The sequence below is a fragment of the Arthrobacter sp. 179 genome (assembly GCF_052379645.1).
Taxonomy (GTDB): domain Bacteria; phylum Actinomycetota; class Actinomycetes; order Actinomycetales; family Micrococcaceae; genus Arthrobacter_H.
Genome location: NZ_JBQSYU010000015.1, coordinates 43,498 through 61,201 on the forward strand (window position 1 = coordinate 43,498; position 17,704 = coordinate 61,201).

Here is a 17,704-nt window from a genome sequence, read left to right on the forward strand (position 1 = left end):
TCACCGATGATGCGTTCGGTACTCTGGGGGAGTGAGTTCGACCATGCCCAGCCCCGATACAGCCCCGCCCCTCGACGAAGCGCAACGCAGCTACGAGGTGCGCACCTACGGCTGCCAGATGAACGTCCACGACTCCGAGAGACTGGCAGGACTGCTGGAGCAAGCCGGCATGGTGCCCAGACGCGATCCGGACACGGAAGCCGACGTCGTCGTGTTCAACACCTGCGCCGTCCGGGAGAACGCCGATAACAAGCTCTACGGAAACCTGGGGCGTTTGGCGCACGTCAAGGAGCAGCACCCAGGCATGCAGATCGCCGTCGGTGGGTGCCTGGCACAGAAGGACCGCGAGAAGATCCAGCGCAGGGCCCCGTGGGTCGACGTCGTCTTCGGAACCCATAACGTCGGTTCCCTGCCCACGCTGCTCGAACGTGCCCGCCACAACAACGAAGCCCAGCTGGAGATCCTCGAATCCCTCGACGTCTTCCCCTCGACCCTTCCCACCAAACGCGATTCGGTCTACGCCGGCTGGGTCTCGATCTCGGTGGGCTGCAACAACACCTGTACCTTCTGCATCGTGCCCTCGCTGCGTGGCAAGGAGCGGGACCGCCGCCCCGGTGACATCCTGGCCGAAGTCCAGGCCCTGGTCGACGACGGGGCCATCGAGGTCACCCTGCTGGGCCAGAACGTGAACTCCTACGGTGTTGAATTCGGGGATCGGCTGGCCTTTGGCAAACTGCTCCGGGCCTGCGGACGGATCCCCGGACTCGAACGCGTCAGATTCACCAGCCCACACCCCGCGGCCTTCACCGACGACGTCATCGAGGCGATGGCCGAAACCGATAATGTGATGCCGCAACTGCATATGCCCCTGCAGTCCGGGTCCGACCGGGTGCTCAAGGACATGCGCCGCTCCTATCGTTCCAAGAAGTTCCTGGGGATCCTGGACCGGGTACGTCAGCGCATGCCCGAGGCGGCCATCACCACCGACATCATCGTTGGCTTCCCCGGGGAAACCGAAGAGGACTTCCAGGCGACCCTGGATGTCGTCGAGCAATCCCGGTTCGCCAGCGCCTTCACCTTCCAATATTCCAAGCGCCCCGGGACCCCGGCGGCCGAACTGGCCGATCAGCTGCCCAAGGAAGTCGTCCAGGAACGCTACGAACGGCTGACCGCGCTCCAGGACAGGATCTGCGCCGAAGAGAATGCCCGGCAACTCGGCCGTGAAGTCGAAGTCATGGTCACCGCACAGCCGGGACGCAAGGCCGAGCAGACCCACCGGCTGACGGGCCGTGCCCGCGACCAGCGGCTGGTCCACTTCTCCGTGCCCGACGGCGCCGAAGCCCCCCGTCCGGGTGACCTGGTCAACGTCACGATCACTGAAGCCGCAGCCTTCCACCTGATCGCCGATCCACCGACCACGGCCCAATACCACCTGCGTCGTTCACGCGCCGGGGACGCCTGGGACCGCTCGCAGGCCGACTCCTGCGGCACCGGCCAGGGGGCAGCGGGCCAGGGCGTCTCGCTGGGCATGCCCGCCCTGCCCCCGCGCGCTTAGCCCGGCATGAGGCCACTGATCGCGATCGTCGGGCCAACGGCCACCGGCAAATCCGACGCCGCCATCGCCCTCGCCCGGCGCCTCGACGGGGAAATCGTCAACGCCGATGCCCTGCAGTTCTACCGCGGCATGGACATCGGCACGGCCAAACTGGCCCCGGCCGAGCGGGGTGGGGTCCCGCACCACCTGCTGGACATCATGGACATCGACGATGAAGCCAGCGTGGCCACGTTCCAACAGCAGGCCCGGGAAGCGATCGCCGGCATCCAGGACCGTGGCCGGCTGCCGATCCTGGTCGGCGGCTCCGGACTCTACGTCCGGGCCGTCATCGACGAACTCGAGTTCCCGCCCACCGATCCGACGATTCGACGGCGGCTGGAAGCCGAAGCGGCCGAGGACGGTGTGGCCGGGATGCGCCGTCGTCTGGCCGTGGCGGACCCGGTGTCATCGGCCCGGGATCTGGACGAGCGCCGACTGGTCCGGGCCCTGGAGGTCCACGAGCTGACCGGGCGGCCCTTCAGCTCCTACATGCCGCGCCGCGACTACCGGCAACCCACCCTCCAACTCGGACTCGACATCGACCGCGAACTGCTGCACGCCAAGGTGGCACACCGGGTGCGCACCATGCATGAAACCGGGCTGCTGGACGAAGTGGAGTCGTTGGCGGCCCTCGGTCTGCGCGAGACCAGGACCGCCTCCCGGGCCATCGGCTACGCCCAGTTCCTTCAGGTGCTGGAAGGCACCGCGACGATCGAGCAGGCCATCGAATCAACCACCGTGGCCACCCGCCGCTTCGCCCGCCGCCAAATCACCTGGTTCAGAGCCGATCCCCGGGTCCACTGGTTCGATGCCGCGGACCCGGATCTGTGGGCAGCGCTGGAAGCATCCGTGCGGGAATTCGAAGTATCCCCGGGCACGTAGGCTGGGACCATGAGCTTTACGGAATCCGATCACCCCAGCGGAACCCTGTCGGCCCTCTCGGGCCTGGACTTCACCAAGGGCCATGGAACGGGCAATGACTTCATCCTGTTCTCAGACCCGGACAACAGACAGGACATCCTTCCCGCGCAGGTGGCTTCCCTCTGCGACCGTCATCTCGGCCTCGGAGCCGACGGAGTGATCCGTGCCATCCGTTCAGAGACCCTGGCCGAGGGGCGGGAGTTGCTGGCCCGGCACCCGGAGGCCGAATGGTTCATGGATTACCGCAACGGCGACGGCTCGGTCTCCGAGATGTGCGGGAATGGGGTGCGCGTCTTCGTGCATTTCCTGGTCTCCCGTGCTCTGGTTTCCCTGGCCGACGGCGATTCCCTGACGATCGGCACCCGGGCCGGGGTGAAGGTGGTCTCCCGCTCTGCCGCCGGGTACTCGGTGGACATGGGCCCGTGGGAGTTCCTCTTCCCCGACCAGGCCCATGAACGGGCCCTGGACAGCATCGTGGACGCCTCGTTGGAGGTCCCGCGCCCGGGCCTGAGCGTGGACATGGGCAACCCGCATACGGTCGTCGCGCTCTCCGAGGCGACCGAGCTGGACCAGCTGGATCTGCACCGGATGCCGGTGGTCGACCCCGTCCCCGAGCACGGGACGAATGTGGAGTTCGTGTTGCCGTCGGATCCGCTGGTCAACGACGGTGTCGGAACCATCCGCATGCGCGTCCATGAACGCGGTGTGGGCGAGACCCTTTCGTGTGGCACCGGCGCCTGCGCCGCCGTCGTGGCGACCCGACACTGGGCCGGTGGGGCCTCGGCACGCCGCTGGGACGTGCACGTTCCCGGCGGGACCGTCTCCGTACGGTTCGTGACGGCTCCCGAGGGCCGCGAGCATGTGGTCCTGGAGGGACCTGCGGTACTGGTGGCCGAGGGGACCCTGGTCTAGTCCTTCGAGGGAGTCGTGCCCACGCCGGAGGCATCCGTGGTGTTGCGCACCCTCAGGATGCGGAAGGTCTTGGCGCTGGAGTATCGATCGACGATGAACCCGGTGGGGAGTTCCCGAACCAGCCACTGTTGCAGTGAATCCGAGCCCAGGTTCTTCTGGACGACCAACCAGGCAGTTCCGCCGACAGCCAGCCGGGGCAACCAGTGGAGCAGGATCCCATGCAGGATTTCCTTGCCCACCCGGATCGGGGGATTGGACCAGATGGTCTGGAACCTCAGGTCGTCATCGACGGCTTCGGGGGCCGTGGCCACCACGTTGTCCAGGGACAGGGCCTGCGCGTTTTCGCGGGTGAGTTCCAGGCTGCGCTGGTTGACGTCCACGGCATGGACGGTGGCGGAGGGGGAAGCCAGAGCCATGCTCAAGGCGATCGGACCCCAGCCGCAGCCGATGTCGAGCAGGTGGCCTTCCGCCGCCGGGGCGGGCACCCCGGACAGCAGGACCGCGGTTCCCTTGTCGATTCCATCCGGGCTGAAGATGCCTCCGGCGGTGTTGACGGCGTGTTCCGTGCCGCCGAGCATCACGCGGACGCTCCTGCGGGTGAATGGCGTCGACGGTTGTGCGCTGAAGTAGTGGTCCGAACCCATGGGTTGAAGATTAACCGTCAGGGTGACGCCAAAGCGAATCCCGGTCTTCCCGGCCCGACGGTTTCAGTGATAGAGTTATCCCAATCACTCACGGTTCGGGCACTCTCGGGTTTCGGCCTGTGGAGGAAACCAGCCACCTGTCGGTGACCCGGACTAGAATTGGTGTACGAATCCTTTCAAAGGGGAACATGACCACTCATAACGAGCCCAACCCGGACGATCGAAACCTCCCGGAGGACGAGATCCAATCCGTCATCGACCGTATTCTGGCCACGGACGATGCCACCGACCGTGCCACGCCCCAGCGTGCTGACGACAGGCGCGCCCAGGCGCCGCTGGGCGGCAAAGCCCTGGCCTTGGACGGCAAGGGTGACGGACACTCATCAAGCGATGGCGACCAGCGCGATCTGTCCGAACGCCATGCGCTGCGCCGCGTCGCCGGATTGTCCACCGAGCTGGAAGACGTCACCGAGGTCGAAAACCGGCAGCTTCGGCTGGAACGGGTGGTACTCGCCGGAATCTGGACCGAAGGAACGTCCCAGGAAGCGGAAAACTCCCTGCGGGAACTGGCCGCCTTGGCCGAAACAGCGGGATCGGAAGTCCTGGATGGCATGGTCCAGCGCCGCTTGAAACCGGATCCAGCCACGTTCCTGGGCTCGGGCAAGGCCCAGGAGCTGCGCGATGTCGTGGCCAGCACCGGGGCCGATACCGTGGTCGTCGATTCCGAACTGGCTCCATCCCAGCGCAGGGCGTTGGAGGACATCGTCCGGGTGAAGGTCATCGACAGGACCTCGCTGATCCTGGACATCTTCGCCCAACATGCGCAGAGCCGTGAGGGCAAGGCCCAGGTCGAACTGGCCCAGCTTGAATACCTTCTTCCCCGCCTCCGTGGCTGGGGCGAATCCATGTCACGCCAAGCCGGTGGCCGGGTCGGGACCGCGGGCGGTGGCATCGGATCACGCGGCCCCGGCGAGACCAAGATCGAATTGGACCGTCGACGGATCCGTGACCGCATGGCCAAACTCCGTCGCGAGATCAAGGGCATGAAACCGGCACGTGATGCCAAACGCTCGAACCGGAAACGCAATGCCGTTCCGGCGGTGGCCATTGCCGGGTACACGAACGCGGGAAAGTCCTCGCTGCTGAACCGCTTGACCGACGCCGGGGCGCTGGTGGAGAACGCACTGTTCGCCACGCTGGATCCCACGGTCCGGCGCACGGAAACCGAAGATGGCTTAGGGTACACCATTGCCGATACCGTGGGATTCGTCAGGTCGTTGCCCACCCAACTGGTGGAGGCCTTCCGCTCGACCCTCGAGGAAATCGCCGACGCCGATCTGATCCTGCACGTGGTCGATGCCTCCCACCCCGACCCCGAAGGCCAGATCCATGCGGTCCGGGAGGTCCTCACCGAGGTCGACGCGCAGGACATTGCAGAGATCATCGTGTTGAACAAGGCCGATATCGCCGATCCGTTCGTCGTCGAACGCATTCGTCAACGCGAACCGAACCATGTGGTGGTCTCTGCCCGGACCGGCGGGGGGATCCCCGGACTGCTTGCGGCGATCAGCGAAGCCATCCCCCGTCCGGATGTGGCCATGGAATTGCTGATTCCCTATGACCGTGGTGATCTGGTCCACCGGCTGCACGGCTCCGACGCGGAGATCCTGGAGACCGAGCACCTGGATGAAGGGACCCGTCTGTCCGTGAAGGTACGCGGTGCACTCGCCGCGGAATTGGAGCAGTTCGTCGTACATGGCTGAAGTACAAGAGGTGGTCGCCCTCCTGGATCAGGCGGTCGAACGCATGGGCGGGGAAAGCAGGCCCGGACAGCATGAGATGACCAAACAGGTCGTGGAGGCCTTCGAAAGCGGAAAGCACCTCCTGGTGCAGGCCGGCACCGGGACGGGTAAATCGCTGGCCTATCTGGTTCCGGCGATCGCCCACGCCCTCGAAGCAGATAAACCGGTGGTCGTCTCCACCGCGACCTTGGCCCTGCAGGCCCAGATCGTCGGTCGGGACGTTCCCCGGCTCCTGGAGAACCTGGATGACGAGCTGCCGCGGCACCTGGATGTCGCCCTGGCCAAGGGGCGATCGAACTATGTCTGCAAGTACAAGCTGGGAGGCGGCTACCCCGACGAGGATGAAGGGGCGCTCTTCGCGTTGGGCGATGACGGGGCGGCCCGCCCGTTGACCGCCGGCACGGGGCCCACTTCGGCACTGGGCCAGGAAGTCGTTCGCGTACGCGAATGGGCCGAGGAAACCGAATCGGGGGACCGGGACGATCTCGTCCCGGGGGTCAGCGAACGTGCCTGGCGGCAGGTCTCCGTCAGTGCCATGGACTGCCTCGGTGCCCAGCGGTGCCCGATGGCCGAGGAATGCTTCAGCGAACTGGCCCGCAAGAAGGCCGGCGATGCCGACATCGTGATCACCAACCACGCCTTGCTGGCCGTCTCGGCGTTCGAGGGATTGGCGGTGCTGCCGGAATTTGACACGGTGATCATCGACGAGGCCCATGAACTCCAGGACCGGGTCACCAATTCGGTGACCCGCCCCATCTCGGCAGCGCTGGTTGCCGCCGCGGCCACCGCGACCCGCAGAAACTGCAAAGGCGTCGCTGTCGAAGCCCTCAACCAGGCGGGTAAGACCCTGTCCGACTCCCTGGAGGGAGTGCCGACCGGGCTGCTGCCCAAGGGGCTGAACGAAGAGCAGGTCGCCGCCATCGCCGCCGTGCGCGAAGCGGCGCGTACGGCCCTGTCCGACTCGAAACCGGGGAATGGCGAAACCGCTGACGGCGGACGCCAGATGGCCCGCTCGCAGTTGATGTATCTGCAGGAACAGTGCGAACGCCTCGATGGACCCGCCGATGAACGCGAGGTCGTCTGGATATCCCGCCAAGGCAACTTCACCCCGGGGGCCGGTTACAGCGCCCCGGATGACTCGGCCCCCGCGACGATCAATGTCGCTCCACTGTCGGTGGCCGGCAAATTACGTGAGGGCCTCTTCGACGGCCGCACGGTCGTCCTGACCTCCGCGACCCTGGCCATAGGTGCTGCCTTCGAACCGGTGGCCGGATCGTTGGGGCTGCTCGGCGAGGGGGCTCCCGCGTGGACGGGCATCGATGTCGGTAGCCCCTTTGACTATGCCCGGCAGGGGATGCTCTATGTTGCGCGGCATCTGCCCAAACCATCGCGAAACGTATCGACCGAGGCCCTGGATGAGCTCGCCGACCTGATCGGGGCCTCCGGCGGGGGAGTACTGGCATTGTTCTCCTCCCGGCGGGCCGCCGAGGAGGCCGCCGAAGCGCTGCGGCCACGGGTGGACCCGGAGATCCTCTGCCAGGGCGAGTCGAGCATGTCCACGTTGGTCCGGCAGTTCGCCGATGAACGCGATACCTGCCTGTTCGGGACCATGACCCTCTGGCAGGGAGTCGACGTGCCGGGTCAGTCATGCCGGGTGGTGGTCATCGACAGGATCCCTTTCCCACGCCCCGACGACCCGCTGTCCACGGCACGCAGCCGCGACGTTGCCCGACATGGGGGCAACGGTTTCATGGCCGTCTCCGCCTCCCATGCAGCAGTCCGTCTGGCCCAGGGGGCAGGCCGGTTGATCCGTTCCACGGGGGACCGTGGCGTGGTGGCCGTCTTGGATTCACGGCTGGCCACCGAACGCTATGGAAACTACCTGCGTGCGTCGCTGCCCCCGATGTGGTCGACCACGGACAAGGACGTCGTGCTGGGGTCGCTGAGGCGTCTGGCGGCGAGCGAGGACTAGACATGAAAGGAGGGCCCGTCCGCGGACGGGCCCTCCTGGAAGTACACCGCGGCCTAGATCGAACGCATCACCGAAACGACCTTGCCCATGACGGTGGCATGATCGCCCAGGATCGGCTCGTACTGGCGGTTCTGTGGCAGCAGCCACGTGTGGCCGTCGCGCTGCCTGAAGGTCTTCACCGTGGCCTCGTCATCGAGCAGCGCCGCGACGACATCGCCGTTCTCCGCATGTTGCTGACGGCGGACGACGACCCAGTCCCCGTCACAGATGGCTGCCTCGACCATCGAATCCCCGCTGACCTTGAGCATGAACAGTTCACCGTGCCCGACGAGTTGGCGTGGCAATGACATGACATCCTCGACCGCCTGGTCCGCCAGGATTGGTCCACCGGCGGCGATGCGGCCCACCAGCGGAACCCGGGCCACCTCGTCGGAATCATCCGAGTCCACCACGGTCAGCCGGGGCCGAAGCTGCTCCGGTTCCCGCGGGGCGGGAGCCGGCTGCGAGGCCTCCGGGGTCCCGGTGACCTCGGGGGCCAGCGGGCGCAGGATCTCCATGGCCCGGGGGCGGCGTGGATCCCTCCGGATGTAGCCGAGCTTCTCCAGCTGGGCGAGCTGGTGGGTGACGCTGGACAAGCTCGCCAGCCCGACCGTATCGCCGATTTCGCGCATGGACGGCGGATACCCCTTGGCGGTCACGGCCTCCTGGATGGTTTCCAGGATCCGCCTCTGCCGGACAGTCAACCCCTTCGGTGCCTTCTTCGGCGCCGGATTCTCCGCTGAGCTCATGATCCATCCCGTCCTGGTAAATCGCCGGCGTACCGGGGCTGTGCGCAATGTGTCGGATGCAACTGGTGGACTCTCATCCATCCAGCCGATGTCTTCCACTCTAGGGCAGTCACGGACTTCATTCAAAGATTTATTCGAACGTGTCTCGACAATCTTCGTACATAGATGCTAAAAATGAGATAGAAGTTCGAATATGAGTTCGAAGATCGGGTTCGACACCCGCAACGAGAACCCGCTTCGGCGGACAACAGGAAGGTCAGACCATGGCGCAGATCGCACTCGCAGCCCCGGTGTCCCTCAAGGCGGACTCCGTTCCGACCACCGCCCCGGCCCATGCCTCCACCCCTCGGGGCCGGCTGGAGCTGACGCGCCGGGGGCGCTTCATCCTTATTGGCCTGCCGGTCATGCTGGCAGCCACCGCCCTGCTCGTCCTCGCTGGCATCTTCACCGCCCCGGTCATGGCCTCGGACGCATCGGATACGACCGCGGTGGAAGCCACGACCGTCTCCGTCATGGAGGGCGACACGGTCTGGGCGCTGGCCGAGGAGTTCGCCCCGCAGCGCGACCGCCGTGACGTCATGGCGGAAATCACGGAAATGAACGACCTGAACGGATCGGTCCTCGTCCCGGGCCAGGAGATCTTCGTCCCCACGGGCGATTAGGCCCGCTTTATGACCCTGTCACCCGGTCCGATTCCCGACTGCGGGGCACGGGCAATAGAATGGGGTCGTGAGTGATCAGCTGGAACGACTGGCCAAATTGCCCCTGCGTGAAAACCTGCGTGGCATCGAACCCTACGGCGCACCGCAACTGGACGTGCCCATCCTGTTGAACGTCAACGAGAACACCCATCCGTTGCCCGAGGCAGTAAGCCGGGCCATCTCCGAAGAGGTCAGTGCCGCCGCTGCGTCCCTGAACCGTTACCCGGATCGTGAATTCACCGAACTCCGCGAACGCCTCGCCGACTATTTGGGACACGGGCTGGATGCGGCGAACATGTGGGCCGCCAACGGATCCAACGAGGTCCTGCAGCAGATCCTCCAGGCCTTCGGAGGGCCGGGACGCACCGTGATGAGCTTCCCGCCCACGTATTCGATGTACCCGTTGCTGGCCAGCGGGACCGACACCACCTACCTCGCCGGAGAGCGGAGCGGTGACTTCGGACTCAGCGCGCGATCCGCAGCGGACCAGGTCACGGAGGCGGCGCCGGATATCGTGATCCTCTGTTCGCCGAACAACCCGACGGGTACCGCCCTGGGACTGGACGTCGTGGAAGCGGTATACGAGGCAGGGCGTGCCAGCCAGGCGATCGTCATCGTCGATGAGGCCTACGCCGAATTCGCACTCAGCGGGACCGGATCCGCGCTGACACTGCTGCCCGGCCGCGAACGACTGATCGTCACCCGGACCATGAGCAAGGCCTTCGCGCTGGCCGGGGCCCGGCTGGGCTATCTCGCGGCGGCCCCGGAAATCGCCGATGCGCTGCGCCTGGTCCGTCTGCCTTACCACCTCTCGGCCGTCACCCAAGCCACCGCCAATGCCGCCTTGAAACAGGTCGATGCGCTGCTGGCCACGGTCGAGGACATCAAGGGCCAACGCGACAGGATCGTCCGCGAACTCACCCGGTTGGGGTTGGAACCGGCAGTCAGTGACTCCAATTTCGTCTTTTTCGGCGGGCTCGAGCATTCCCGTGCCATCTGGCAGGGTCTGCTCGAGGCCGGGGTACTCATCCGAGATGTGGGCATCGCCGGTCATCTGCGGGTCACCGCTGGAACCGAGACCGAGACGACCGCATTCCTCCAGGCCTTGGAGGGCCTCCTGAGCCCCGCCGCGGATACCGGCACCGGGCACGACAGCTAGACTTAACCTGCGGGCCGCCACCGTCGCCGCCCGCCCCACCCACACCGAAGGAATACCCATGTCTGCAGAATTGCTCGGCGGTCGCCGAGCCCGCATGGAGCGTGCCACCAGCGAGTCCACCGTCACCGTCGAACTCGACCTGGACGGCACGGGTGTCGCGAACATCAGCACCAGCGTCCCGTTCTACGACCACATGCTCACGGCGCTGGCAAAGCACTCGCTGATCGACCTGACGGTCCAGGCGACCGGCGACACCCACATCGACGCCCACCACACGGTGGAGGACGTGGCCATCACCATCGGCGAGGTCCTGCGCACCGCCCTGGGCGACAAGGCGGGGATCCGCCGCTTCGGCGAAGCTTCGGTCCCGCTCGATGAGGCCCTGGCCCACGCGGTCGTCGACATCTCGGGACGGCCCTATCTGGTTCACGGGGGTGAGCCGGCAGGTCAGGAATACCACTTGATCGGCGGGCACTTCACCGGCTCGCTCACCCGCCACGTCTTCGAATCGATCACGCTGCACGCACAGATCTGCCTGCACATGCGACTGGTGTCCGGCAGGGACCCGCACCACATCGTCGAAGCGCAGTTCAAGGCCTTCGCCCGCGCCTTGCGCCAGGCCGTGGAACCAGACCCCCGCAACGCCGGGATGATCCCCTCCACGAAGGGTGCCCTGTAGATGGCCGGGCCCCGGATCACCGTGCTGGATTACGGATCGGGCAACATCCGTTCCGCGGTCCGCGCGCTCGAACACGTCGGAGCCGAAGTCACCCTGAGCAACAAACCGGATGACATTCGTGGGGCCGATGGTCTCGTCGTTCCAGGAGTCGGCGCCTTCGCCAGCGTGATGAAGGCCCTCGGCGAGGTCGGGGCAGGACCGTTGATCGGGCGCCGGATCGCCGGGGGCCGTCCGGTCCTGGGGATCTGCGTCGGCCACCAGGTCTTCTTCGATGAGGGGGTCGAACACGGTATCCGGACCGCCGGTTTCGGGGAATGGCCCGGAACCGTCGAGCGGCTCAAGGCGCCGGTGGTCCCGCATATGGGCTGGAACACCGTCACGGCGGCCGAAGGGTCCAGGCTCTTTGCCGGTCTCGAGGACGAGCGGTTCTACTTCGTACACTCCTATGCGGTCCAGCATTGGGATTTCCCGGTGGCCCAACCGCGTATGAGCCCCCCGGCAGTGACCTGGTCCGATCACGGGGGCCCCTTCATCGCCGCCGTGGAGAACGGGCCGTTGTCGGCCGTGCAGTTCCACCCGGAGAAGTCAGGCGAAGCAGGGGCGAAACTGCTATCCAACTGGTTGGGAACCCTGTCCTGATGTGGAGTCTCATCCTCATGGCGGTCGGCGGCATCCTCGCCGGTGGTGCGTTGTCGCTGCGTCAGCAAAAGGCCCATATCTCCTGGATCATCGCGACCTGGGTCCTGGCGGCGATGGCCCTGCTTTCCGCCTACATCATGACCCTGAAGTAGTCTTCCCCTCCCGGCAAGACGCCGCGTACCACCCCCCACGACCTATTCGACGAAGACCGGAGAAGATCCCCGTGACCAGCAACAGCATCCTCGAACTCCTGCCCGCGGTGGACATCGCCGACGGGCAAGCCGTCCGCCTCGTCCAGGGCGAAGCCGGCAGCGAGACCGGGTACGGTGACCCGCTTGAAGCGGCCCTGGCCTGGCAACAAGACGGCGCCGAGTGGGTGCACCTGGTGGACCTGGACGCCGCATTCGGGAGGGGGAACAACACCCAGGCCGTCGCCCGGATTTCCCGTGAACTGGGAATCAAGATCGAACTCTCCGGCGGAATCCGGGACGACGAATCCTTGGAACGGGCGCTGGAATTCGGCGCCGCCCGGGTCAACCTGGGTACCGCTGCCCTGGAAGCCCCCGACTGGACGGCCCGCGCCATCGCCCGGCACGGAGACAAGATCGCCGTCGGACTCGATGTGCGGGGAACCACGTTGGCCGGCCGCGGGTGGACCAGCGAAGGGGGAGACCTCTGGGACGTGCTGGCCCGGCTCGAAGACGCCGGATGCGCCCGCTACGTCGTGACCGATGTGACCAAGGACGGAACACTGCGCGGTCCGAACGTGGACCTGCTGCGTGAAATGTGCACCCGAACCAGTCGACCCGTGATCGCCTCCGGCGGGATCTCCAGCCTCGATGACCTGCGCGAACTACGTGCCTTGGTGCCCGACGGGGTCGAGGGCGCAATCGTGGGCAAGGCCCTGTATTCCGGGCAGTTCACCCTGCCCCAGGCCCTCGACGTCGCCGGCCGGCGGTAGCGATGACCGACGGCGCATCCAACGCGGCCGCCAGAACACCCCGCGGGAAAGCTCCCACGGACCAGCCGATCGGCCGCCACCTGCCAGGACATATCGAGGCCGCCCTGCTCCGCGCCGGAGAAGCCACCGACTCCGCCGGCCAATCCTGGGCCGGACGGGATCTGTCGGGCGGGGGAAACCCGCTGCACCACTTCGATGATGACGACGGCACGGCCGACCCCGGCTACCTCGAAGCCATCACCGCGCTGAAGGCCGGCTCCGGTACCGAACATATGGTCCACGAGGCGTTGGCCCACGCCAGGGTGTTCGTGCCCGTGGTCGCGACCCTGGCCGAAGGGGGCCTCGGGGACCACGGATTCACCGAAGACAAGGAAGCCGATATGGCGCTGGTGACCATCACCGCCCCTGACGGCCGCCCCGCCCTGCCGGTGTTCAGCAGTGTCGACCGGTTGCAGGCCTGGCACGGGCAAGCACGCCCCGTGGCCGTCTACGCTCCGCGGGCCGCCTTGTCCGCCGTGGCCGAAAAGGCCCAGCTCCTCGTGATCGACCCCGCGGCAGAGGCCACCTTCGTCCTGCGACGGCCCGCGATGTGGGCGCTGGCCCAACAGCAGGTGTGGACCCCCAGCTACGCCGACGAGACCCTGCTGCCGCTGCTGCAGGCCGCGGCCGACGCCGATCCCGCCATCCTCGGGATCACCGCGGCCCCGGGCCGGGGCGTTGCTTCGCGCACCGCCGATGGGACGGTCATGGCCGGGGGAGGCCCGGGCCCGGAGCTGCGCGTGGAGGTCTCCCTGCGTTCCGGGATGGCCCGTGATGACGTCACCGACACCGTCGAGCGACTGCAACGCACGCTGGGAGCCGACCCGGAATTCGGTGCCCGGGTCGATTCGTTGGAACTCGGACTCCAGGGACCGCCGGCCCGCGCGTGAACGGCTACGCCACCCGGCGGCAGGGACCCCCGGGCCGGGCAGCGAAAAGGAGGCCGCCACCGGGGTGGCGACCTCCCGGGGAATGGTGGTCGAAGCCCTAGTTCACGGGCCCGGTGAGTTTCTCGCCGGGACCCTGTCCCGGGGCATCCGGGTAGTTGGAGGCCTCACGGAAGGCCAGCTGCAAGGAGCGCAGGCCGTCGCGTAGCGGGCCGGCATGCTGGGAGCCGACTTCGGGTGCTGCTGCCGTGATCAGACCCGCCAGTGCGGTGATGAGCTTGCGGGCTTCATCCAGGTCCTGCAGGTCTTCCGCGTCTTCGCCTTCGGCGAGTCCGCACTTCACGGCTGCCGCGCTCATCAGGTGCACGGCTGCGGTGGTAATGACTTCCACGGCCGCTACTTCAGCGATGTCGCGAACCTCGTTGGTCTCGCCGAAGGTGGCGTCCGGATTGGTTTCAGGGGTACTCATGCTGCTAAGCTTTTCACAGACCGACTGGTTTTGCTGACTCAGCGGATTCCGCCCCACCGGGCGAAGGATCCGTCGGGAACAACGAAACGAGTATGCAAGTGGAGGCCTACTCCCACCCGCAGTAACCGCTTCAGGTTGCCGGGTCACTTCGGGACGGAACCACGGGTTCCGTGGCATGCGCGAGCAGCCGAACCGATTTTCCAGGCCTCCATCTGCCCAGCAGCTGGAGGCCTTCTCTTGTTGCTGGCGGCTTCGAACTACGAAAAGCAGGAGCGACACATCAGCGATCCACGCATTAACGATCGAATCCGCGTCCCAGAGGTGCGGCTGGTTGGACCCAACGGCGAACAGGTGGGCATTGTCCGCATCGAGGACGCGTTGCGTCTGGCCGCGGAGTCCGACCTTGATCTGGTCGAGGTGGCGCCGACGGCCAAGCCGCCCGTGTGCAAACTGATGGACTTCGGCAAATTCAAGTACGAAGCCGCGGTGAAGGCACGCGAGGCACGCAAGAACCAGACCAACACGGTCCTCAAGGAAGTCCGCTTCCGCCTCAAGATCGACAAGCACGATTACGAGACGAAGACCGGGCATGCCCTGCGCTTCCTCGGCGCTGGCGACAAGGTCAAGGCCATGATCCAGTTCCGTGGTCGTGAGCAGCAGCGTCCCGAACTGGGCATCCGCCTGCTGAACAAGTTCGCCGAAGACGTGGCCGAAGTCGGCGTCGTCGAGTCGAGCCCGCGTCAGGACGGCCGCAACATGGTCATGGTCGTCGGACCGCTGAAGAACAAGGCAGAGGCCAAGGCCGAAGCCCGCCGTCAGGCACAGCGTGAAAACGACAAGGCCAAGTCCAAGGCGACCAAGGAAGACCGCGTCGATACCTCGGACGAGCAGCCGGCCATGACCCAGTCCTTGGGTGACAACCTTCCGGACGAGTTCCAGGCGCGTCTGGCCCAGGTCGAGGCGGATAACGCCGAAAAGGCCAAGGTCGACGCCGCAGCAGCCAAGGAAGCAGAAGCCAAGGCAGCCGCAGCCCCGCAGACCCCCGAGGCCGAACCGGCCACCAAGCCTGCGGAAGCCGCCAAGCCTGCGGAAGCGACCAAGCCAGCGGCGGCCAGCAAGCCGTCGACCGCGGCGAAGCCGGCAGCGGCAGCCAAGCCGGCCGCTGCAGCGAAGCCCGCAGCAGCTCCGAAGCCGGCCGCCAAGCCGGCCCCGAAGCCTGCGCCGAAACCGGCACCGAAGCCCAGCGCGGCTCCGAAGCCCACCGCGGCTCCGAAACCTCGTCCGGGTAAATAGCCCGGTGTGGCCAGCCCCTGTCGGGGGCAGCACTTGACCCACGGTTTCCCATACAGGAAGCCTCAAAGATCCCCGGTCCGATAGGGCAACGGGAGCACGTAAGGAGAACGGCGGATATGCCGAAGTTCAAGACCCACAGTGGCGCCAAGAAGCGCTTCAAGCTCACCGGTAGCGGCAAGATCATGCGCCAGCAGGCCAATCGTCGTCACTACCTGGAGCACAAGCCTTCCAGCCTGAAGCGCCAGCTCAAGGGCGAACGGATCGTTGCCAAGGCGGACACCAAGACCATCAAGCGGATGCTGGGCCTCTAAGCACACGCACCGGGAACCACGAGTTCCCATCCATCCATGGAGTTCCCCCGGACAGGTCGCCGATAGGCAGGCATCCCGAGGACAAGATATTAAGGAGTACACACGTGGCACGTGTGAAGCGGGCAGTCAACGCCCACAAGAAGCGTCGGGTCGTTCTCGAACGGGCCAAGGGCTACCGCGGTCAGCGTTCGCGCCTGTACCGCAAGGCCAAGGAGCAGCTGCTCCACTCGTTCGTCTACAGCTACGGCCACCGCCGCAAGCGCAAGGGTGACTTCCGTCGCCTCTGGATCCAGCGCATCAACGCTGCTTCCCGCGCGAACGGCCTGACCTACAACCGTCTGATCCAGGGCTTGAAGGCCGCTGAGGTCGAGGTTGATCGCCGGATGCTCGCCGATCTCGCCGTGTCCGACGCCAACGCGTTCGGCGCACTGGTCAAGGTCGCCAAGGAGGCCCTCCCGGCCGACGTCAACGCCCCGGCCGCCGAGAAGCCCGCCACGAAGGCACCGGCTGCTCCGGCCGCCAAGAAGGCTGCCGCCCCCAAGGCCGCCGCCCCGAAGGCCGCCAAGGCCACCGAGGGTGAAGGCATGGTCAAGGCCGTTGAAGGCGAGGAAGCCCCCGCGGGCTACGTCATCAAGGGCAACCAGTCGATGAAGTACCACGTGCCGGATTCGACCTGGTACGACCAGACGCAGCCGGAGTTCTGGTTCAACTCCGTCGAGGCCGCCAAGGCCGCCGGTTTCGAGCCGGCAGGTGGCGAGTCCCGCCAGCAGTTCTCCAAGTAGGACACTGCGCCGCGGGCCACGGCCCGCATGGTGCGAGGGGACGGAATTCCAAGCGGATTCCGTCCCCTCGGCCGTTAACCACTAGTGGTGGCCGGACCACCTGTGCGCTGCGGCGCCCGACACCGATAAGGTTCTTCCCATGAGCGCCGAACACCACGCTGAGATCGAAATGACCAACCCACGGGCCGAACGCGTCCGCGACGTGGCCCGGTTGGCCACCCGGCCCGGCCGTGCCAAGAAGGCTGCTTTCCTGGCCGAGGGACCCCAAGCGGTCCGTGAGGCACTGCAACGCCACGACACCATGGTGGCCGGGGGCGAACGCGGGATCGTCCAGGAGGTCTTCGCCACCGCTGAAGCCCTCCAGCGACACCCGGATCTGGCGCGGCCGCGGACCAGGGTCAGGCTGCGCACCGCGAGCCCCGAGGTGCTGGCCGCCATGGCCGACACCGTGTCCCCGCAAGGGATCATGGCCGTCTGCCGCATCGCCGAGACCAGCCTCGATGAGGTGTTCGACGCCGGGACGCGGCTTGTCGCCGTATTGTGCCGGGTCCAGGACCCCGGCAACGCCGGCACGATCCTCCGCGCCGCCGTGGCAGCGGGGGCCGATGCAGTCGTGCTCACCGGGGGAAGCGTCGACATCTACAACCCCAAGGCCGTGCGCTCCACCGTCGGATCCATCTTCCAGGTGCCGATCGTCTCCGGGGTGTCGTTCACGTCCCTGGCCGCTGCGGCGCAGGAGGCGCAGGTGCAGCTTCTGGCCGCCGACGGGTACGGGGATACCGACCTCGACGTGCTGCAGGACCAGAGCACGATGCGCCGCCTGGGTGGACCTGGCAGCAGCGGGAGTGTTGCGGGACCTCAGCTGGAGGCACCCACCGCGTGGCTCTTCGGCAACGAAGCCCAGGGACTGGACGAGGAGGAACTGACGACCGCGGGCCACCGGGTTGCGGTACCGCTCTACGGGGTCGCGGAATCATTGAACGTGGGCACGGCGGCCACCGTCTGCCTCTACGCCTCGGCGCGGGCGCACCGGAGATCCGGTCCATCCGCCTGAGGGCACGGTCCGGGCGTGGCGGGAGGAGCCCCTCGACGTAGTACCGTGACGCAAGGATATCCAATGGCGCGCATCGCGCCCCGACAGAGGCGGTAAC

The 17,704-nt window shown here is 66.6% G+C and carries 19 protein-coding genes; 16 read left to right on the forward strand and 3 right to left on the reverse strand.

The genetic code is table 11. The features are described from left to right. Positions 1-31 precede the first annotated feature (31 nt). Genes miaB through dapF form a run of 3 tightly spaced genes read left to right on the forward strand, consistent with a single transcriptional unit; the run spans position 32 to position 3,427 of the window. Positions 32-1,555 carry a tRNA (N6-isopentenyl adenosine(37)-C2)-methylthiotransferase MiaB gene (miaB, locus tag ACT3UE_RS10350; protein ID WP_444566660.1) on the forward strand — a complete coding sequence of 508 codons (1,524 nt, stop codon included), beginning with the start codon at positions 32-34 and terminating at the stop codon, positions 1,553-1,555. Positions 1,556-1,561: 6 nt separating this feature from the next. Beyond that, on the forward strand, positions 1,562-2,476 hold the full coding sequence (gene miaA / locus ACT3UE_RS10355; protein WP_444554601.1) for a tRNA (adenosine(37)-N6)-dimethylallyltransferase MiaA: 915 nt from the start codon (positions 1,562-1,564) through the stop codon (positions 2,474-2,476). A 9-nt stretch (positions 2,477-2,485) separates the two neighbouring features. Then, positions 2,486-3,427 (forward strand): diaminopimelate epimerase, encoded by a 942-nt coding sequence (gene dapF / locus ACT3UE_RS10360; protein WP_444561782.1) that lies wholly within the window; start codon positions 2,486-2,488, stop codon positions 3,425-3,427. Here the strand turns inward: dapF and ACT3UE_RS10365 are convergent. After that, a complete protein-coding gene (locus ACT3UE_RS10365) occupies positions 3,424-4,071 on the reverse strand; it encodes a class I SAM-dependent methyltransferase (protein ID WP_444554599.1) in 648 nt (215 codons plus the stop codon). The two genes, dapF and ACT3UE_RS10365, sit on opposite strands and share 4 nt — an antisense overlap. A 188-nt stretch (positions 4,072-4,259) precedes the next feature. Between ACT3UE_RS10365 and hflX the strand changes: the two genes are divergently transcribed. Further along, the gene (hflX, locus tag ACT3UE_RS10370; protein WP_444566661.1) at positions 4,260-5,834 is read left to right on the forward strand and encodes a GTPase HflX; all 1,575 of its coding nucleotides are present in this window, start codon (positions 4,260-4,262) and stop codon (positions 5,832-5,834) included. Beyond that, positions 5,827-7,845, forward strand: a complete 2,019-nt coding sequence (locus tag ACT3UE_RS10375; RefSeq protein ID WP_444561781.1) for an ATP-dependent DNA helicase — start codon at positions 5,827-5,829, stop codon at positions 7,843-7,845. The genes hflX and ACT3UE_RS10375 overlap by 8 nt, the downstream gene beginning before the upstream one ends. A gap of 53 nt (positions 7,846-7,898) precedes the next feature. Here ACT3UE_RS10375 and lexA read toward each other — a convergent pair whose 3' ends face one another. Further along, entirely contained in the window at positions 7,899-8,633 is a 735-nt protein-coding gene (gene lexA / locus ACT3UE_RS10380; RefSeq protein ID WP_444554596.1) for a transcriptional repressor LexA, read from the reverse strand. Between the two features lie 263 nt (positions 8,634-8,896). Between lexA and ACT3UE_RS10385 the strand changes: the two genes are divergently transcribed. The 7 genes from ACT3UE_RS10385 to ACT3UE_RS10415 all read left to right on the forward strand — a co-directional run bounded on the left by ACT3UE_RS10385 (position 8,897) and on the right by ACT3UE_RS10415 (position 13,701). After that, positions 8,897-9,295, forward strand: coding sequence for a LysM peptidoglycan-binding domain-containing protein (locus ACT3UE_RS10385; protein ID WP_444566662.1), 399 nt, complete (start codon positions 8,897-8,899; stop codon positions 9,293-9,295). A 67-nt stretch (positions 9,296-9,362) separates the two neighbouring features. After that, positions 9,363-10,493: a histidinol-phosphate transaminase gene (locus tag ACT3UE_RS10390; protein ID WP_444566663.1), complete on the forward strand. Its 1,131-nt coding sequence runs from the start codon at positions 9,363-9,365 to the stop codon at positions 10,491-10,493. A 58-nt stretch (positions 10,494-10,551) separates the two neighbouring features. Further along, positions 10,552-11,172 carry an imidazoleglycerol-phosphate dehydratase HisB gene (hisB, locus tag ACT3UE_RS10395; RefSeq protein ID WP_444566664.1) on the forward strand — a complete coding sequence of 207 codons (621 nt, stop codon included), beginning with the start codon at positions 10,552-10,554 and terminating at the stop codon, positions 11,170-11,172. Continuing rightward, complete coding sequence (gene hisH / locus ACT3UE_RS10400) at positions 11,173-11,811, forward strand: imidazole glycerol phosphate synthase subunit HisH (protein WP_444554592.1); 639 nt, start codon at positions 11,173-11,175, stop codon at positions 11,809-11,811. Beyond that, positions 11,811-11,963 (forward strand): hypothetical protein, encoded by a 153-nt coding sequence (locus tag ACT3UE_RS10405; RefSeq protein ID WP_444554591.1) that lies wholly within the window; start codon positions 11,811-11,813, stop codon positions 11,961-11,963. The genes hisH and ACT3UE_RS10405 overlap by 1 nt, the downstream gene beginning before the upstream one ends. Positions 11,964-12,028: 65 nt before the next feature. Next, on the forward strand, positions 12,029-12,772 hold the full coding sequence (priA, locus tag ACT3UE_RS10410) for a bifunctional 1-(5-phosphoribosyl)-5-((5-phosphoribosylamino)methylideneamino)imidazole-4-carboxamide isomerase/phosphoribosylanthranilate isomerase PriA (RefSeq protein ID WP_444554647.1): 744 nt from the start codon (positions 12,029-12,031) through the stop codon (positions 12,770-12,772). Between the two features lie 2 nt (positions 12,773-12,774). Beyond that, on the forward strand, positions 12,775-13,701 hold the full coding sequence (locus tag ACT3UE_RS10415) for an SseB family protein (RefSeq protein WP_444566665.1): 927 nt from the start codon (positions 12,775-12,777) through the stop codon (positions 13,699-13,701). Between the two features lie 97 nt (positions 13,702-13,798). On the opposite strand, the gene ACT3UE_RS10420 is transcribed toward ACT3UE_RS10415, so the two are convergent. Beyond that, positions 13,799-14,167: a DUF1844 domain-containing protein gene (locus ACT3UE_RS10420; protein ID WP_444554589.1), complete on the reverse strand. Its 369-nt coding sequence runs from the start codon at positions 14,165-14,167 to the stop codon at positions 13,799-13,801. Between the two features lie 237 nt (positions 14,168-14,404). On the opposite strand from ACT3UE_RS10420, the gene infC reads away from it, so the two are divergent. The 4 genes from infC to ACT3UE_RS10440 all read left to right on the forward strand — a co-directional run bounded on the left by infC (position 14,405) and on the right by ACT3UE_RS10440 (position 17,607). Beyond that, the gene (gene infC / locus ACT3UE_RS10425; protein WP_444566666.1) at positions 14,405-15,460 is read left to right on the forward strand and encodes a translation initiation factor IF-3; all 1,056 of its coding nucleotides are present in this window, start codon (positions 14,405-14,407) and stop codon (positions 15,458-15,460) included. Positions 15,461-15,576: 116 nt separating this feature from the next. Then, a complete protein-coding gene (rpmI, locus tag ACT3UE_RS10430) occupies positions 15,577-15,771 on the forward strand; it encodes a 50S ribosomal protein L35 (RefSeq protein WP_444554588.1) in 195 nt (64 codons plus the stop codon). Between the two features lie 104 nt (positions 15,772-15,875). Continuing rightward, entirely contained in the window at positions 15,876-16,553 is a 678-nt protein-coding gene (gene rplT / locus ACT3UE_RS10435) for a 50S ribosomal protein L20, sunset domain variant (protein ID WP_444554587.1), read from the forward strand. Positions 16,554-16,692: 139 nt separating this feature from the next. After that, the gene (locus ACT3UE_RS10440; RefSeq protein ID WP_444554586.1) at positions 16,693-17,607 is read left to right on the forward strand and encodes a TrmH family RNA methyltransferase; all 915 of its coding nucleotides are present in this window, start codon (positions 16,693-16,695) and stop codon (positions 17,605-17,607) included. Positions 17,608-17,704 lie beyond the last annotated feature (97 nt).

Bases quoted from the DNA above. Each gene is read 5' to 3' on its own strand.
- miaA (WP_444554601.1), top strand. From the start codon at position 1,562: ATGAGGCCACTGATCGCGATCGTCGGGCCAACGGCCACCGGCAAATCC.
- dapF (WP_444561782.1), top strand. From the start codon at position 2,486: ATGAGCTTTACGGAATCCGATCACCCCAGCGGAACCCTGTCGGCCCTC.
- ACT3UE_RS10365 (WP_444554599.1), bottom strand. From the start codon at position 4,071: ATGGGTTCGGACCACTACTTCAGCGCACAACCGTCGACGCCATTCACC.
- hflX (WP_444566661.1), top strand. From the start codon at position 4,260: ATGACCACTCATAACGAGCCCAACCCGGACGATCGAAACCTCCCGGAG.
- ACT3UE_RS10375 (WP_444561781.1), top strand. From the start codon at position 5,827: ATGGCTGAAGTACAAGAGGTGGTCGCCCTCCTGGATCAGGCGGTCGAA.
- lexA (WP_444554596.1), bottom strand. From the start codon at position 8,633: ATGAGCTCAGCGGAGAATCCGGCGCCGAAGAAGGCACCGAAGGGGTTG.
- ACT3UE_RS10385 (WP_444566662.1), top strand. From the start codon at position 8,897: ATGGCGCAGATCGCACTCGCAGCCCCGGTGTCCCTCAAGGCGGACTCC.
- hisB (WP_444566664.1), top strand. From the start codon at position 10,552: ATGTCTGCAGAATTGCTCGGCGGTCGCCGAGCCCGCATGGAGCGTGCC.
- hisH (WP_444554592.1), top strand. From the start codon at position 11,173: ATGGCCGGGCCCCGGATCACCGTGCTGGATTACGGATCGGGCAACATC.
- ACT3UE_RS10405 (WP_444554591.1), top strand. From the start codon at position 11,811: ATGTGGAGTCTCATCCTCATGGCGGTCGGCGGCATCCTCGCCGGTGGT.
- ACT3UE_RS10415 (WP_444566665.1), top strand. From the start codon at position 12,775: ATGACCGACGGCGCATCCAACGCGGCCGCCAGAACACCCCGCGGGAAA.
- ACT3UE_RS10420 (WP_444554589.1), bottom strand. From the start codon at position 14,167: ATGAGTACCCCTGAAACCAATCCGGACGCCACCTTCGGCGAGACCAAC.
- rpmI (WP_444554588.1), top strand. From the start codon at position 15,577: ATGCCGAAGTTCAAGACCCACAGTGGCGCCAAGAAGCGCTTCAAGCTC.
- ACT3UE_RS10440 (WP_444554586.1), top strand. From the start codon at position 16,693: ATGAGCGCCGAACACCACGCTGAGATCGAAATGACCAACCCACGGGCC.